This window comes from Mesorhizobium sp. BR-1-1-10, assembly GCF_020165595.1.
Classification (GTDB): Bacteria; Pseudomonadota; Alphaproteobacteria; order Rhizobiales; family Rhizobiaceae; genus Mesorhizobium; species Mesorhizobium australicum.
The window spans coordinates 96,263-112,861 of sequence record NZ_JAIUIL010000005.1 but is presented as its reverse complement, the minus strand read 5'-3'; the positions used below and the strand labels follow the sequence as shown (position 1 = coordinate 112,861).

General features: G+C 64.1%; 16 protein-coding genes. 6 read left to right on the top strand and 10 right to left on the bottom strand.

What is annotated here, in order from left to right; translation table 11 throughout:
* Positions 1–26 precede the first annotated feature (26 nt).
* The 8 genes from LB555_RS12035 to LB555_RS12000 form a co-directional block, all read right to left on the bottom strand.
* The gene (locus LB555_RS12035; protein WP_224682949.1) at positions 27–1,670 is read right to left on the bottom strand and encodes a dihydroxyacetone kinase subunit DhaK; all 1,644 of its coding nucleotides are present in this window, start codon (positions 1,668–1,670) and stop codon (positions 27–29) included.
* Between the two features lie 66 nt (positions 1,671–1,736).
* Entirely contained in the window at positions 1,737–2,750 is a 1,014-nt protein-coding gene (locus LB555_RS12030) for an ABC transporter ATP-binding protein (RefSeq protein WP_140723247.1), read from the bottom strand.
* Positions 2,743–3,855 (bottom strand): ABC transporter ATP-binding protein, encoded by a 1,113-nt coding sequence (locus tag LB555_RS12025; RefSeq protein WP_224682948.1) that lies wholly within the window; start codon positions 3,853–3,855, stop codon positions 2,743–2,745. Before LB555_RS12025 ends, LB555_RS12030 begins: the two co-directional genes overlap by 8 nt.
* Before the next feature lie 2 nt (positions 3,856–3,857).
* Positions 3,858–4,061, bottom strand: coding sequence for a hypothetical protein (locus tag LB555_RS12020; protein WP_140821580.1), 204 nt, complete (start codon positions 4,059–4,061; stop codon positions 3,858–3,860).
* 151 nt (positions 4,062–4,212) lie between these two features.
* Positions 4,213–5,163, bottom strand: a complete 951-nt coding sequence (locus LB555_RS12015) for a carbohydrate ABC transporter permease (RefSeq protein WP_015314192.1) — start codon at positions 5,161–5,163, stop codon at positions 4,213–4,215.
* Complete coding sequence (locus tag LB555_RS12010; protein ID WP_041163577.1) at positions 5,160–6,107, bottom strand: carbohydrate ABC transporter permease; 948 nt, start codon at positions 6,105–6,107, stop codon at positions 5,160–5,162. The genes LB555_RS12015 and LB555_RS12010 overlap by 4 nt, the downstream gene beginning before the upstream one ends.
* Positions 6,108–6,230: 123 nt before the next feature.
* Positions 6,231–7,562: an ABC transporter substrate-binding protein gene (locus LB555_RS12005; RefSeq protein ID WP_015314190.1), complete on the bottom strand. Its 1,332-nt coding sequence runs from the start codon at positions 7,560–7,562 to the stop codon at positions 6,231–6,233.
* Between the two features lie 264 nt (positions 7,563–7,826).
* The gene (locus LB555_RS12000; RefSeq protein WP_224593278.1) at positions 7,827–8,516 is read right to left on the bottom strand and encodes a PIG-L deacetylase family protein; all 690 of its coding nucleotides are present in this window, start codon (positions 8,514–8,516) and stop codon (positions 7,827–7,829) included.
* Positions 8,517–8,540: 24 nt separating this feature from the next.
* Here LB555_RS12000 and LB555_RS11995 point away from each other — a divergent pair, with 24 nt between their 5' ends.
* The 5 genes from LB555_RS11995 (at position 8,541) to nhaA (ending at position 15,363) form a co-directional block, all read left to right on the top strand.
* On the top strand, positions 8,541–9,431 hold the full coding sequence (locus LB555_RS11995; RefSeq protein WP_140786928.1) for a DMT family transporter: 891 nt from the start codon (positions 8,541–8,543) through the stop codon (positions 9,429–9,431).
* A 56-nt stretch (positions 9,432–9,487) separates the two neighbouring features.
* Entirely contained in the window at positions 9,488–11,950 is a 2,463-nt protein-coding gene (gene hrpB / locus LB555_RS11990; protein ID WP_224682946.1) for an ATP-dependent helicase HrpB, read from the top strand.
* Between the two features lie 26 nt (positions 11,951–11,976).
* Positions 11,977–13,308, top strand: coding sequence for an ActS/PrrB/RegB family redox-sensitive histidine kinase (locus LB555_RS11985; RefSeq protein WP_140614913.1), 1,332 nt, complete (start codon positions 11,977–11,979; stop codon positions 13,306–13,308).
* Between the two features lie 64 nt (positions 13,309–13,372).
* Positions 13,373–13,936 (top strand): ActR/PrrA/RegA family redox response regulator transcription factor, encoded by a 564-nt coding sequence (locus LB555_RS11980; RefSeq protein ID WP_015314185.1) that lies wholly within the window; start codon positions 13,373–13,375, stop codon positions 13,934–13,936.
* A gap of 233 nt (positions 13,937–14,169) precedes the next feature.
* The gene (nhaA, locus tag LB555_RS11975; protein WP_224682945.1) at positions 14,170–15,363 is read left to right on the top strand and encodes a Na+/H+ antiporter NhaA; all 1,194 of its coding nucleotides are present in this window, start codon (positions 14,170–14,172) and stop codon (positions 15,361–15,363) included.
* A gap of 47 nt (positions 15,364–15,410) precedes the next feature.
* Here the strand turns inward: nhaA and LB555_RS11970 are convergent, their stop codons facing one another.
* Positions 15,411–15,911 carry an MmcB family DNA repair protein gene (locus tag LB555_RS11970; RefSeq protein ID WP_181172924.1) on the bottom strand — a complete coding sequence of 167 codons (501 nt, stop codon included), beginning with the start codon at positions 15,909–15,911 and terminating at the stop codon, positions 15,411–15,413.
* Positions 15,912–15,968: 57 nt separating this feature from the next.
* Between LB555_RS11970 and LB555_RS11965 the strand changes: the two genes are divergently transcribed.
* Complete coding sequence (locus LB555_RS11965) at positions 15,969–16,175, top strand: hypothetical protein (protein WP_157163615.1); 207 nt, start codon at positions 15,969–15,971, stop codon at positions 16,173–16,175.
* Between the two features lie 25 nt (positions 16,176–16,200).
* Here the strand turns inward: LB555_RS11965 and LB555_RS11960 are convergent, their stop codons facing one another.
* Positions 16,201–16,392, bottom strand: a complete 192-nt coding sequence (locus LB555_RS11960) for a hypothetical protein (protein ID WP_157163616.1) — start codon at positions 16,390–16,392, stop codon at positions 16,201–16,203.
* Positions 16,393–16,599: the final 207 nt, after the last annotated feature.

The following is a 16,599-nucleotide window of genomic DNA, read 5'->3' as shown; positions in this document are numbered from 1 at the left end:
CGGTCGTTCGACAACTGGTGCATGCGTCAGGCCGTGACAAGCAGTGTGGCGGCGGCCGCGAACACCTCTGCCACGGCATGAGCACCGGGATCGAGCACGCCCTGCAATCCGGCACCGACATAGGCGGACCGCCCGGCTTTTGCCTTCTCCATGGCCGCAGTGGCCTCCGCACCGCGCCGGGCTGCTGTCGCCGCGTCGCCAAGGCCGTTGCCGTCGAGGGCCTTCAAGGCCGGCTCCAGCGCATCGACCACGGTGCGATCGCCGGGTTTGGCGCCACCGTAGAAGGTCATGCGTTCAAGCCCGGCGAGCAGGGCCTTGGGCACACCGGCGCCACCGTCCAGGGCCCGCCCCGCCGCTGTGAAAAAGATCGACAGCAGCACCCCGCTGGAGCCGCCCATCGATGCGCTCAATATGTCGCCCACTGCAGCTAGGGTCGCCGCGGGGTCGGCAAGCGGCAGCGTGTCGAGCCGATCAAGAACGCTTCGTGCGCCGGTCGCCACCGTCGAGCCGGTGTCGCCGTCGCCCGCCTTCGCGTCCAGTCCGTTCAATGCCGCTTCGAGCGAAATCAGCTTCTCGCAGACCGTGACGATCAAGCGCCTGGTGCCGGCATCCTGGCTGGCCCTGTGTGCCGCGCTTTGTCCGGCTGCTTTCGCCATCGGTACGACAGCGGGCGCAACGAGCGGCTTGGCGGGCATCCAGGCGTGCGGGCCGACCGGCGCCAGCAAGGCAACCTCGCGTGCCGCATCGAGCCGGATCAGCGACAGCGAGAACCCGTTCATGTTGAGTGCCGTCATCAACGATCCGGGACCGATTGTGAACTTCACTGTCTTTGCCAGCGGTGAGGCAAGCACCGCATTGGCAACCAGCGACATTTCGAGCGGCGGCACGGAGCCGAGATTGTTGATCAGCAAGGCATGATCGGCCTTCGTGTCGAGCCGCCCCGCGAGGCGCTCCGCCATGACAGCCACCAGCTTGTCGGCACTCTGCACCGCGATGCGCTCGACGCCCGGCTCACCGTGGATGCCGAGGCCGAGCTCGCCATCGTTTTCGCCAAACCTGTCCTCGTGCGGCTGGCCGGGAATGGAGCAGGACGACAACGACATTCCGAGCGAGATGATATCCTTTGCCGCCGCACGCGCGGCCGCCGCGACGGATGCCAGGTCCTTGCCGGCTTCCGACAGGTGGCCTGATATCTTGTGCACGAATAATGTGCCGGCAACGCCGCGCGGCTGGGCGATGTCGGGCAGCGCGATGTCGTCGGCGACGATCACCATCTCGACGGCAAAACCTTCGGCGCGCGCCTTCTCGGCAGCGAGGCCGAAATTGAGCCGGTCGCCGGTGTAGTTCTTGACGATCAGCAGGCAACCGGCTGGTCCGGTGACCGCGCGAATGGCCGCCAGCACCGCTTCGACGCTCGGCGAGGCGAAGATCTCGCCCGAGACCGCCGCCGTCAGCATGCCTTTGCCGACGAAGCCGGCATGCGACGGCTCGTGCCCGGCGCCGCCGCCGGAGACGACGGCAACCTTGGACTTGTCCCAATCGGCGCGCAGCACGACCTTGATCTCGGGATACCCGTCGAGGCGCGCGAGGTCGCCTGAGCCAATGGTGCGCAACAGGCCGTCCAGGGCCTCGGTGACGATCGTTTCCCTGCGGTTGAAAAAGTGCTTCATCGAATTCGTCCCGTATTCGCAATCTCAATCGGAAGCCGGCGTCGCCTTGGCGGGCGCCGAAGCCGCTCACATCAATCGTTGTCCGTCGGCGCCGAAATAGAGCGGCGAGCGGTAGCGGATCACCACCTTGTCGCCTTGCGCCAGATCGGTGTCGGGATCGGTCAGCGTCACCAGCTTCTTCGGCCCCACCGTCACGTGCAGATGGTTCTGATCGCCGAGATGCTCGACCCAGTCGACGACGCCATCAGCATGGCCATTCACGGCCTTCTCGATCGCCAGGTGCTCGGTGCGCGCGCCGATTGTCCTGGTGCCGGCCGGCGCGCCGCCATCGGGAAGTAGCCCCGTCGGTAAAAGATTGATCGCCGGCTGGCCGAGCCTTGCCGCGACATGCAGATTTGCCGGTTCCGAATAAATGGTTCGTGGTGAACCGATCTGTACCAGCACGCCGTCGGCGAGGATGCCGATGCGATCGGCCATGGTCATCGCCTCGATCTGGTCGTGCGTGACGTAGAGCATGGTGGCACCGAGCTCGGACTGGATGCGCTTCAATTCGAGCCTGAGATCCGCGCGCAGCTTGGCGTCGAGCGACGACAGCGGCTCGTCCATCAGGTAGATGGAAGGCTTGCGCACCAGCGCGCGGCCGATGGCGACACGCTGCATTTCGCCGCCCGACAATTTGGTCGAACGGTTGGCAAGCTTGTGATGGATGCGCACCATCTTCGCGACCTCCTCGACCCGGCGGCGGATTTGGTCTTCCGGTATTTTCCGCGCCGGCGAGCGCAGTGGGAAGGCGAGATTGTCGAACACCGACAGATGCGGATAGAGCGAATATTGCTGGAAGACGAAGGCTGTGTCGCGCTCGGCCGGTGACAGGGTCGTGGCATTGTGGCCGCCGATCTCGATCGTACCTGCATCCGGCCGTTCCAGCCCTGCAATCAGCCGCAGCGTGGTCGTCTTGCCGGCGCCGGTCGGCCCCAAGAGCACGACGAATTCGCCGTCCGATATATGCAGGTCGAGCCCGCTGACGGCGACATGGTCGCCGAAGCTTTTGGTCACGCCTTTGATGTGCACGTCAGCCATGCTGCGCTCTCCCCTGAGAGGCGGTGTCGTGGATCGCCGTTCTCACCGCGCGCCCGGAGCCTTTTTCGAACAGCGACAGCCGCGCGCCGTTCAGTGTGAGGCCGACATGGTCGCCAGCATTGAGCCGGATTTCGGCCGGCACCCGCGCCTTGATGATGCCGTCCGCCGTTTCCACCGCGACGATCTGGGTGGTGCCGAGATATTCGGTGCCGTAGATGGCGCCGCGCAGCTTGGATGCATCGTCGAAGCGGATGTGTTCGGGGCGAATGCCGAGCGCCATGTCGGCAGGTGCTACGTCCTCGCGCACCTCTGGCACTGCCACTGTCGCCCCTTGGACGACCACCTCCTTCGCGCCTTTTGTGAGTCCACCGCCAAATTTCAAAAAATTCATCGGCGGCGAGCCGATGAAGTCGGCCACGAACATGGTAGCGGGGCGGTCGTAGATTTCGCGGGGGCTGCCGAACTGCTCGATGACGCCATGGTTCATCACTGCGATTTTGTCGGCCATCGACATGGCTTCCATCTGGTCATGCGTGACGTACACGGTCGTCGCGTGGATGCGGTTGTGCAGTTCGCGCAGCTCATGGACCATTAGGTCACGGAATTCAGTGTCGAGCGTGCCGAGTGGCTCGTCCATCAGGAAGCATTTCGGCCGCCTCACGATGGCGCGGCCGAGCGCGACGCGCTGGCGGTCGCCGCCGGCAAGGCCGGATACGGATTTGTTGAGCAGATGGTCGATGCGCAGAAGCTTCGCCGTTTCCTCGACGCGGGTGCGGAGCTCGGCCGACGGCATGCCTTGCGCCAAGAGTGGGAAGCCGATGTTCTTGCGCACATTCATGTGCGGATAGAGCGCGAACAGCTGGAAGACGAAGGCGATGTCGCGCTCGCGGGCCCTGAGCATGGTGACGTCGTCGCCGCCGAGCAGGATCTGGCCGCCGGTCGGCAGTTCGAGCCCGGCGATCATTCTCAGTGTCGTCGTCTTGCCGCAGCCCGATGGCCCCAGCATGACGAAGAACTCGCCGTCCTCGACGACGAAGTTGGAATCCTGGACGGCGACGAAATCGCCGAAGGCCTTTCTCAGATGTTGGACGCGAATTTCGGCCATGATTATTCCGGGAACTTCGAGACGATGATGAACATCACCGTGCCGGCGAGCATGGTGATGAAGGAATAGGTATAGAGCGACAGCGCGAAGGGCTGGAACAGCATCAGGAAGCCGATGGCGATCAGCGCCGTGGCAATGTTTTCCATCAACCCGCGCCTGGCCCAGCGGGGCCAGCGCGATTTCCTGGAGATGGCGGAGCGCCTCATGCGTAGCTTCCTCCCTTTTCGCCGTTCAAAGGGAGAGATGGTTGCCAGGTGGTTCCCCCACTCCGTCGCTGCTCCGCTGCGCCACCTCTCCCCCCTCCGGAGGGAGAGGAAGGGAGCCTGGCTGAATCAAGGTCGCGCCCTTCCACACTAATCATTTGCGCACCGCACCGAAGGTGATGCCGCGCAGCAGTTGCTTGCGGAGCAGGATGGTGAAGACCAGGATCGGCACCAGGAAGATCGTCGTGCCGGCCGCCACGGCCGGCCAGTCCTGGCCGCCTTCGCCTATGATGGTCGGGATGAAGGGCGGCGCTGTTTGTGCCGTGCCGGAAGTCAGCAGTGCGGCGAAGGCATATTCGTTCCAGGCGAAGATCAGGCAGAAAATGGCCGTCGCGGCAATGCCGGTGGTCGCCTGCGGCAGCACGGTGCGCCAGAAGGCCTGCAGCCGCGTGTAGCCGTCGATCATCGCCGCTTCCTCATATTCGCGCGGGATCTCGTCGATGAAGCCCTTGAGCAGCCACACCGCGAGCGACACGTTGACCGCCGTGTAGAGCAGGATCATGCCGAGCGCGGTGTCCGACAGGCCAAGCTCGCGGTACATCAGGTAGATGGGAATGGCGACCGCGATCGGCGGCATGAAGCGTGTCGACAGGATGAAGAACAGAAGGTCGTCGGCCAGCGGCACCTTGAAGCGCGAGAAGCCGTAGGCCGACAATGTGCCGAGAAAGACGGCGCAAAAGGTCGAGCCGAAGGCGATGATCAGCGAATTGATGAAGCGCGGCAGGAAGTTGGATGGTCCGGCGATCACCATGTTGCGCTTGCGCACGGTCTCGTCGCAGAAGCCCGTCGCCGGTCCGAGCGAGTTGATATATTCAGGCGTCTGCCTGGTGCGCGTCGTGAACAGGTTGCAGTAGCCCTCGATGCTCGGCTGGAACACGATCTTGGGCGGGTAGGCGATCGAATCCGGCGGCGTCTTGAAGCTGGTGGCGAAGATCCACAAGAGCGGCACGATCGAGATCAACGCGTAGGCGATGATGATGGCGCCGGCGATGCGCTTCGAATTCGACGAGGGCGCGACGACCGAATGGGCTGTGGTCAGGCTCATCTCTGCTTCACCTTGTTGAGCGCCTTGACGTAGATGTTGGCGAGACCGAACACCGCGACGAACAGGATGATGGCGAAGGCAGAGGAATAGCCGGTACGCCAGCTCTCGAAGGCCTGCCGTTTCAGCGTGATCGAGGCGACTTCGGTGGTCGAGCCCGGCCCGCCGCCGGTGAGCAGGTTGACCATGTCGAACATCTTAAAGTTCTCGATGCCGCGAAACAGCACCGCCAGCATGATGAAGGGCAGCGCCATCGGCAGGGTGATCGACCAGAACTGCCGCCAGTTGGAGGCGCGGTCGACCTCGGCCGCTTCATAAATATATTCGGGGATCGAGCGCAGGCCCGCGAGGCAGATCAGCATCACGTAGGGCGTCCACATCCAGGTATCGACGATGATGATCGACCACGGCGCCAGCGAGACGTTGGAAAGCATCTGGATGCTTGTCGGCGGAATGCCCGACACGAACGAGATGACATAGGAAAACAGGCCGATCTGCGGCTCGTAGAGGAAGCGCCAGAAATTACCGACCACCGCCGGCGACAGCATCATCGGCACCAGGATCAGCGTCGTCCAGAAAGCGTGGCCGCGAAACTTGCGGTCGATCAGCCAGGCCAGCGTGAAGCCGATCAGCGTCTGCAACAGGATGGTCCAGAACACGAAATGCGCCGTCGTCTGCATGGCGATCCAGATGTCCTGGTCGCCAAGGATGCGCTGGTAATTGGCGAAGCCGAGGTTCTTCACCACCTCGTTTGGCCGGTTCGCGCGAAAATTGGTGAACGACAGGTAGATCGCCCAGAACAGCGGGAAGATGTTGATGGCGAGCAGCAACAGGATCGTCGGCGAGATGAACAGCCAGGCGAGGCCCTTGTCGCTGATGCCCCGGACCTTGCGGGCCAAAGGTTCCGGGGTCGCCCGGGCAACGGTCTCCGCGGTCCGATTGAGCATGTTCAGTCCTGCTTCGGTCACTTCGTTCGTCTCTGTCATGGAATTTATCTGAACCGCGTCCCGTGCCAAGGGCGGCACGGGACGCGGCGTCATGGCTCGGGAAGAGCCTTGCGGTTGTCGCGGCTACATCTTGCCGTCGTCCTGGAAGACCTGCGTCCAGTCCTTGACCAGGCCGTCGAGAGCATCCTTGGCCGAACCCTGGCCGGCGACGACATAGTCATGGAAGCGCTTCTGCGAGGCTTGCAGCAGTGGTGCGTAGCTCGGCTCGGCCCAGAAGTCCTTCACGATCGCCATCGAGTCGAGGAAGGTTTGCGCATAGGGCTGGCTGGCCGGGAATTTCGGGTCCTTGACCACCGCGTTGAGGCAGGAATAACCGCCGAGCGACCACCATTTGGCCTGGACGTCCTTGTTGGCGAACCACTTGATGTATTTCAGCGCCGATTCCTGCTTGTCGGAATAGGAGACCACCGAAATACCCTGGCCGCCGAGCTGGGCGAACTGGGCGCCGCCGGGACCCTTGGGATTGACGAAATAGCCGATCTTGTCGCCGCCGACATTCTCGTCCTTCTGCAGGCCCGGCCATGTGAAGGCGAAGTTCATGTGCATCGCCACCTGGCCGGATTTGAAGGCATCGACGCCTTCGCCCATGTAGCTGTTCGAGGCGCCCGGAGGGGTGCAGCAATCGTAGAGCGCCTTGTAGAATTCCAGGCCTTTGACGGCGTCTGGCGAATTGACGAAGCCTTCCATCTCGTAGGGCTTCTTCGGGTTCTCGTATTGGAAGCCGTAGCTGTAGAGCACGTCCATGGCGCCCATGGTGATGCCTTCCGAGCCGCGCTCGGTGTAGATCGAGGCGCCATAGACCGTCTTGCCGTCGACCTGCCGCTTCTGGAAGAATTCGGCGATCTGCTTCAGCTGGTCGAAAGTGGCCGGCGGACCGAGGTCCCAGCCATACTTTTCCTTGAATTCCTTCTGCAGTTCGGGTTTGGAGAACCAGTCCTTGCGGTAGGTCCAGCCGACGACGTCGCCCATGGCCGGCAGCGCCCAGTAGTTGGGCGTGTTCTTCGGCCATTCCGAATAGCCGACTACGGTCGCCGGCACGAAGTCGTCCATGCTGATCTTCTCCTTGTCGAAGAAGTCGTTCAGCTTGACGTAATGGCCGTTCTCGGCGGCGCCGCCGATCCACTGACTGTCGCCGATGATCAGGTCGCAGAGCTTGCCATGCGAGTTCAGCTCATTGAGGAAACGGTCGGCATAGTTGGTCCACGGCACGAACTCGAATTTCATGCCGATGCCGGTTTCCTTGGTGAAATCCTTGGACAGTTCGACCAGCGCGTTGGCTGGGTCCCAGGCGGCCCAGCACAGCGTCAGGTCTTCAGCGTGCGCGGCGCTCGAGACGGCTGTCGACGCTGCGATCGCCGAGGTCAGTCCCAACGCCAGTTTCAAGCTCGATTTCATGCCTTCCTCCCATTTGCGAAACACGTCCGGATGACGGTCTCAAGATCCCTCAACCTCTCTCCTCAGAGGCCCAAACATGGCGGCGTCGTCGCGTCGCGGATGTTTAGTAATTTGTTTAGTGATGCAATTTTTACTAAACAAGGCAAGCGAATTCGTTGCTGCGCCGCAACATGCAGAAGCCGGTCTCTGAAAATGTTGGGAAAAGCGCCGGGCATCAGGCGGACGAGCGCGGAACGGGATACCCCTGGCCGATCGTCCGCGGGTTCAGTCGACCTGCTTGGTGCTCACCATCACCGTCCGGATCGGTGGCGCCGGCGGCAGCAGCGCGCGGATGTCGCCGAAGGGAAACGTCGGCTCGAAGCGGAAGGCTTCGGCCAGCGAACCTTGCGCGCCGTTGCATTGGCCCGAGCGAAAAAGGTTTTGCGTCAGTGCAATGTCAACGAAGCGGTCCGGGTCCTGCGACTGGTGCATGCGGATCGCCTTGGCCTTGATGTCGGCATGGGCGGAAATATCGACATAGTGCGTCGGCGAGAATCCGGTGCCGCCCATCGTATCGGCATGCAGCACCGGAACCCCGAACGAAGCAGCGATGCGCACGCCGTCCGACAGCGCGCGGTGGTCGGCATGATAGTCGTTGGGCGCGTGCGTGATCGCCAGGTCCGGCCCGATCTCGCTGATCAGTGTTTTCAGTGCATCGATCAGCGCGGCGTCGGCCACCAGCCCGCCATCGGGAAAGTCGAGGAAGCGGGCTGCCGCCCCGAGCAGCGCGGCCGCGGCCATTGCCTCCTCGCGCCGGACACGAGCCAGCACAGCGGGATCGCTGTTGCCGCCCCTGGCACCATCGGTAGCCACGGCAAAAGTGAGTTCTGCGCCTTGCGCGGCATAGGCGGCCATCGTACCGAACATGAAGATCTCGATGTCGTCTGGATGGGCACCGAGCGCCAGTATTTTCAACTTTCTCTCCCGGAAATGAAAAACGTGCCGAACGGAATCCTGCTCGCCCTGATCGCCTATGCAAGCTATTCGGGCAGCGATGCCGTTATCAAGAGCCTGGGCGGCCAATTCACGGTGTTCGAGATCGGCTTCTTCTCGACTTTGTTTGCCGGCTGCTTCCTCTTCTTCAGCCGGCCGGCCAACGAGCGCTGGCGTGATTTCTGGCGTGCCAAACGTCCCTGGGCGGTGCAGGCGCGGGCCTGGGCCGGCATCGCGTCGGGCGTGCTCAGCGTCTATGCTTTCACCACCATTCCGCTGGCCGAGACCTATGCGCTCATCTTTCTGGCGCCGCTCTGCGTCACCATTCTATCCACGGTGATCCTCAAGGAAAAGGTCGGGCCCTGGCGCTGGCTGGCGGTGGTCGCCGGCTTTGCCGGCGTCATGCTGGTTGTCAGGCCGGGCTTTCGCGAGCTGCACCTTGGTCACCTTGCCGCTTTCACCATCGCTTTCCTCGCCGCCACCAACGTCATCCTGATGCGGTCGCTGGCGCAGCAGGAAAAACGCACGACCATGCTCGGCGTGCTGATCGGCTATGGACTGCTGTTCAACGGCATCGGCGCCGCCGCGACCTCCTTCACCGTCCCGGATGGAAAACAGCTGGCATGGCTGGTGATGGCGGGCGCCTTCACCGCCTGTGGACAATTGCTGCAGTTGCTGGCCGCCAAATACGCTCCGGCCAACCGGATTGCGCCGACGCATTATTCGCAGATCGTCTGGGCGGTCATCCTCGGCGCGCTGTTCTTCCAGGAATATCCGGACTGGCTGTCGCTTGTCGGCCTCGCCGTCGTCGGCGGATCGGGCCTGCTGACCATGGTGCGCGAGGAAGTGCGGCTGGGCACGGTGCGCTGGAATCCGTTTTCCCGCGCACGGCTCTAACCAGGCCTGGTGCGATAAAGTTGCACGGCGCCCGCGACCGCTGATATGCGGACGTAATGACGACCAAACCCTTGCCGGAACTTCCGGTATCCGCCGTGCTGCCGGCGCTGAGCGAGGCGCTCGGCTCTGGCAACAGCGCCGTGCTGGTGGCGCCACCCGGTGCCGGCAAGACCACGCTGGTGCCATTGGCGCTGCTCGATGCGCCCTGGCTGGGCAGGGGCAAGATCGTCTTGCTCGAACCGCGCCGGCTTGCCGCCCGCGCCGCCGCGCGCCGCATGGCCGAGTTGCTGGGGGAAGAGCCCGGCGCCACCATCGGCTACGCCATGCGCATGGAAAACCGCACCTCGGCGCGGACGAAAATCCTGGTCGTCACCGAGGGCGTGCTGGCGCGCATGATTCTCGACGACCCTGAACTGCCCGGCGTTTCGGCGGTCATCTTCGACGAATTCCACGAGCGCTCGCTCGACGGCGATTTCGGTCTCGCTCTTGCCCTCGATGTGCAAGGCGCGCTGCGGCCGGATCTGCGTCTGCTGGTGATGTCGGCAACGCTCGACGGCGCACGGGTCGCGAAACTCCTGTCGGGCGCGCCGGTGATCGAAAGCGAGGGCCGCGCCTTCCCCGTCGATGTCAGATACGACGAGCGGCCGGCCGGTGTGCCGATCGAGGACGCCATGGCCAAGGCGATCCGCGCCGCCCTTGCCGAGGAGAGCGGCAGCGTGCTTGCTTTCCTGCCCGGCCAGCGCGAGATCGAGCGCACCGCCGAGCGGCTGGCCGGCAAGGTCGGCGCCGACACCGATATCGTGCCGCTCTATGGCCAGCTCGACGGCAAGGCGCAGGACGCGGCGATCAAGCTGGCGCCGCCAGGCCGCCGCAAGGTGGTGCTGGCGACCTCCATCGCCGAGACCTCCATCACCATCGACGGCGTGCGCGTCGTCATCGATTCCGGCCTGTCGCGGCTGCCGCGCTATGAGCCGGCCAGCGGACTGACCAGATTGGAAACCGTGCGCGTCAGCAAGGCCTCCGCCGATCAGCGCGCCGGCCGCGCCGGCCGCACGCAGGCGGGCGTCGCTATCCGGCTATGGCGTGCCGAGCAGACGGCGGCACTTCCCGCCTTCACACCCCCGGAAATCCTCGAGGCGGACCTGTCGGGTCTGCTGCTCGACTGCGCCGCCTTCGGTGTCGCTGATCCAGTCAGTCTTGCTTTCCTCGATCCGCCGCCGGCTCCCGCGCTCAATGAAGCACGGGCGCTGTTGCGGGCGCTTGGGGCCATCGATGAAGCAGGGCGGCTGACGGACGCCGGCGCTGCGATGCGCAAGCTCGCTCTGCCGGTCCGGCTGGCGCATATGGTCGCCGAGGCGGCCAGCAGCGGTCATGGTGGTGAGGCGGCCATGCTTGCCGTGCTGCTGACCGAGCGTGGCCTTGGCGGTGACGGTGCCGACCTCGAACGGCGACTGATGCGCTTTCGCACGGAAAGATCGCCGCGTGCCACGTCGGCGCGCCAGCTTGCCGAGCGCCTGGCCAGGCATGTAGGCGGTGCGAAGACCAGCGGAGCTGTTCCAGCCGGAACCCTGCTCATCCACGCCTGGCCGGATCGCGTCGCCAAGGCGCGCGGCGAGCGCGGCCGTTTCGTGCTGGCCAACGGTTCCGGCGCCATGCTCGACGCCGGCGACCCGCTGGCGGGCGAGCCGTTTCTGGTCGTCGCGGACCTGCAGGGCAAAGCGCAGAATGCCCGCATTACGGCGGCTGCGGCAAGCAGTGAGGAGGACATCCGGGCAGCACTTGGCGGCAGGATCGAAACGCGCCGGCAGACGAGTTTCGATCGCGACAGGCGCGCCGTGCGGGTGCGCGAAACCGTGCGCCTTGGCGCCATCACGCTCGCCGAACGCATGTTGCCGCCGCCGGCCGGCGCCGATGCCGACCGCGCCATCATCGAGGCCCTGCGCGAGCATGGGCTTTCCCTTCTGACCTGGAGCAAGGAGGCGCAGACGCTGCGCCACCGGCTGTCCTGGCTGCACAAGGGCTTGGGCGAGCCCTGGCCCGACATGTCGGATGAAGCGCTCATCGCGCGCCTCGACGACTGGCTGCTGCCTTTTCTGTCCGGTGCGGCCTCCCTGGCCGCCATCGATCCCGGAACTGTCGCGGCCGGGCTGGCGTCGCTCGTGCCGCATGACCTGCAACGCAAGATCGAAGCACTGGCGCCGACTCATTTCGATGCCCCGTCGGGCAGCCATGTGCCGATCCGCTATGACGGCGAATGGCCGGTTCTGGCGGTGCGCGTGCAAGAATTGTTCGGCCTCGACCGCCATCCGTCGATCGCCAACGGCACCGTCCCCTTGACGCTTGAACTGTTGTCGCCGGCGCACCGGCCGATCCAGACGACGCGAGACCTGCCTGGCTTCTGGCGCGGCTCCTGGACCGATGTGCGCGCCGACATGCGCGGCCGCTATCCCAAGCATGTCTGGCCGGAAAACCCATTGCTCGCCGCCGCCACCGCCCGCGCCAAGCCGCGCGGGACCTAGCCTTTGCTGGTTTGCGGCTGTAATCCATGGCCATGATCAACATCCTGAACACGCCCGACTTCCAGCAAAGCCAGCGACTGCGCCTCAACACGCTGATCCGGCTGCGCTGGCTGGCCATTGTCGGCCAGAGCGTGACCGTGCTCGTCGTCGCCTACGGCCTGAAGTTTCCGCTGCCGGTCAGTCTGTGTTTTGCCCTCATCGCCTGTTCGGCCTGGATGAACCTGTTTCTGGCCTTTCGCTTTCCGGCCGCGCACCGGCTCACCCCGTTCGCCGCCTTCGGCATCCTGGTCTTCGACAGCCTGCAGCTTGCCGGCCTGCTCTACATGACCGGCGGCCTGACCAATCCGTTCTCGCTGCTGATGACCGTACCCGTCGTCATTTCGGCGACGTCGCTGCCCCTTCGCCTCACCGCCATCCTCGGCGGGCTGGTGATGATCGCGGCGACCTTGCTGGTCTTTCGCCATCTGCCGCTGCCCTGGTACGAAGGCGCGCCCCTGGTGATGCCCTTCATCTATGTCGCCGGCATGTGGATGGCGGTGCTGTCCTCCATTGCCTTCACCGCCATGTACGCCTTCCGGGTGGCCGCCGAAGCGCGGCTATTGGCCAACGCGCTCGCCGCCACGGAACTGGTGCTGCAGCGCGAACAGCACCTTTCCGCGCTCGACGGGCTGGCGGCGGCGGCGGCGCACGAACTCGGCACCCCGCTCGCCACCATCACGCTCGTCGCCAAGGAGATGGAAAAGGCGCTCGGCAGCGATCCGAAATACGGGGAAGACGTGAAGCTGCTGCGCTCTCAGAGCGAGCGTTGCCGTGAAATCCTCAAGCGCCTGACCAGCCTGTCGTCGGAGGGCGAGGCACACCTGTCCCGCCTGCCGCTGACCTCGCTGGTCGAGGAGGTGACCGCGCCGCATCGCGACTTCGGCATCTCGATCAAGCTTCGCCCTGGCGAGCGGACCGGGCCGGAGCCGGTCGGGCGCCGCAATCCCGGCGTCATCTATGGTCTCGGCAATCTGGTCGAGAACGCCGTCGATTTCGCCCGCAAGAGCGTCACCGTGCGCTGGAGCTGGGACGAGGCGACGGTCTCCTTCTCGATCACCGATGACGGCCCGGGTTTCCCGCCCGAGATCATCGACCGCATCGGTGAGCCCTACATGTCGACACGCCAGGGCACGGAAGCCGGAGGCGGCCTCGGGCTCGGCCTGTTTATCGCCAAGACATTGCTCGAACGTTCGGGCGCCACGCTCGACTTTCGCAATTCGAGCGGCCTCGGTGAAGGGGCCGTGGTGCGGATTTCGTGGCCGAGAAGCGTCTTCCTGAACCCGGAATCGGCCCCAGCCACCATGTTTGACACTGCGTAAATTGGACAATGGCCCCGCAAAACTATATCTGCGTAAAAATAAGGCAGCAGGAATTTTCGAGACGATGACAGGCGATGAGAACAGTGGGCCTATGGTTGAAGGCGAGGACACCTCGCTTCTGATCGTCGATGACGACAAGCCGTTCCTGACCCGTCTGGCCCGTGCCATGGAAACCAGGGGTTTCGTGGTCGAGACGGCGGAGAGCGTCGAGGAGGCCGTGGGCAAGGCGCGCGCCAATCCGCCCGCCTATGCGGTGGTCGACATGCGGCTGGGCGACGGCAACGGCCTCGACGTCGTCGCCGCCATCCGCGAGAAGCGTGAGGACTCCCGCACCATCATCCTGACCGGTTACGGCAACATCGCCACCGCAGTGACGGCGGTGAAGCTCGGCGCCGTCGACTATCTGTCGAAACCCGCCGACGCCGACGATGTCTTTGCGGCGTTGACCCGCACCACCGGCGAGCGCGCCGCGCCACCGGAAAACCCAATGTCGGCCGACCGCGTGCGCTGGGAGCATATCCAGCGCGTCTACGAAATGTGCGAGCGCAACGTTTCAGAGACCGCACGCCGGCTCAACATGCATCGCCGCACGCTGCAGCGGATCCTGGCCAAGCGCGCGCCGCGCTGAGAGACTGTTTGGAAATTCTGCTCTGGCGGCCATCTGGCGGCGTTTCTGCCCTTCCGTTGCCCACGGACGAATGTCCGCTCGCTGCGGTCCTCGAAACCACCGCCGAATGACTCGTCAGAGCGAGTTCGAAACAGTCTCCGAGGGCTGAAAAAGGGTCCCCTGCTTGCCCGGCGGCCGGACTTTGCGCATCATTGCAAATGACGCACGCCGGCAGGCGGCATGACGGAGGCGACATGCAGGATTTGAAGCGACGGCCGGTTTCCGTTTTCCGCGAGTTCCTGGACAGCGAGGCGGCCGGCGGCATCATCCTGATGGTGGCCGCCGCCCTTGCCCTGATCGTCGCCAACTCGCCGCTCGCCGGGACCTACTTCTCGGTTCTCCACGCCTATCTCGGCCCGCTCAGCGTCTCGCACTGGGTCAATGATGGGCTGATGGCGGTGTTCTTCCTGCTCGTCGGGCTGGAGATCAAGCGCGAGATGCTGGACGGCCAGCTCTCGACCTGGCCGCGCAGGGTGCTGCCCGGCATCGCGGCGGCCGGCGGCATGGTGATGCCGGCGCTGGTCTATGTCGCCATCAACAGCAACAATTCGGCCGCACTGTCCGGCTGGGCGATCCCGACCGCCACCGACATCGCCTTCGCGCTCGGCGTCCTGTCGCTGCTCGGCAGCCGCGTGCCGGCCTCGTTGAAGGTCTTCCTGACCGCGCTTGCCATCATCGACGACCTCGGCGCCGTCATCATCATCGCCATATTCTACACCAGCGGCCTGTCGCTGGCCTATCTCGGCGCGGCCTTCGCCGTGATTGCCGTGCTCGTCCTGCTCAACCGTATGCGGGTGATGAACCTTGTGCCCTATCTCATGCTTGGCGCCATCCTGTGGGTACTGGTGCTGAAGTCCGGCGTCCATGCCACGCTGGCCGGCGTGGCACTTGCGCTGACCATTCCGCTCGAACGCTCGGCCGGCATCGGCCACGACCTTGACCATTCGCCGCTGCACCGGCTCGAGCACGGCCTGCACAAGCTGGTGGCGTTTATCGTCATCCCTATCTTCGGCTTTGCCAATGCCGGCGTTTCGCTCACCGGCCTGAGTTTTAGCGCCCTGATCGAGCCGCTCACGCTGGGCGTCGCAGCCGGTCTCGTCGTCGGCAAGCTGGTCGGCGTCTTCGGCTCCTCCGCGCTCGCCATCCGCTTCGGCCTCGCCGACCTGCCGGCCAACGCCGGCTGGCCGCACATGATCGGCATTTCGCTCCTGTGCGGCATCGGCTTCACCATGAGCCTGTTCATCGGCCTGCTCGCCTTCGCCAACGACGTGGCGCTGCAGGACGCGGTCAAGGTCGGCATCCTTGCCGGTTCCTTCATCGCCGCGCTGCTTGGTGCCGCGGTGCTGCTGATGGCCCCGGCTGTGGGTGGCGAGGAAGAGACGGAGTAGCCGTTCCGGGCTGGAGCATCTGGCGGGCGTCAATTTCAGGGCTGCGATTACTCGCTCTCCCCCTCCAGCACCGGCACCGCGACACCCGCCAGTTCCGCCGCCAGCAGCCGCGCCGCGCCGGCGCGCGCGATGCGCAGCATCAGCGCCTTGCGCGTCGCCGCCGCCATGCGGTGCTCGGGCGCATCTCGTAAAATCTCGGCGCCATAGCCGTCGGAGAGAATGAAGCCGCATTCCTCGGGAAAGATTTCGGCCGGCACGCCGGGATGTGTGGCGAAAAAAAAGCGATCGGAATGCAGCCGGTAATCAGGCCATTTGCGGTCGACGCGAAAATCCTCGATCGAGGATTTGATCTCGATGATCCAGATATCGCCCTGCCGCGTCAGCGCCACGAGATCGGCGCGCCGGCCGGTGGCCAGCGACAACTCGGGCAGCACATGCGCGCCCATCTGCATCAGCAACCGCTGCACGCCCCGCCGCACCAGCATGGCGCGCTCGGACTGGCGACCGTCGATCAGAGGGTTCAGGGGAATCGGCGAGATGATTGGCATGCCAGGCACCATGCCAGACTTTGTTCACGGTTTGAACCTTCTTTAGGGGGGGCGATTATGTATTTGACAGACCCATCTTTCCCGATGGCTCGCGCCACCTATTTACATCGAGTGGCCATCAAGCTGCATGAGAATGGAAATCATGTAGAGAAAACCGATCAAAATCGGGCTCAAAACAGCTACGGCAACGAGCGCGACAACGCGCTGGCCTGGATTCATATTGCTCGTCAGGAAAAAAGCACATGCGACTATCGCGAAGGTTAGCGCGGTGAGTGCCAAGCGGCTTCCCTCACCGCTCATCGGATGGCTTCTTGTCGTTCTTCGGAGGCGGCACCTTTGCGACCTTCCTAAGCGCTTCATTCAAAGGCTCTTCGGAATCGACGGTTTCGATCTCCCGCGCTAGCTCGCGGAACTTATCGATCTGCGATTTCTTAGAACGGGAAGCCATCATCGTCTTTTGTATCCCAGAAGCTTTCGCCAAATTTCATCTCCCCGGGCGCGCATGGCTCGACATAGAGTTTGAACACTATCCGATCTCGCGGATTCGGCCGGAACCACATCCTTAAAGACGGAACGACACTACCCTCGATCACCCTCAAACGAGTTTTGGCGAAATATGTTTCAGCTAAACCTGGAACGACGGGAAAGCTCAATGGATTGCGTCGAAGACCATAGTCGACGCCATAGA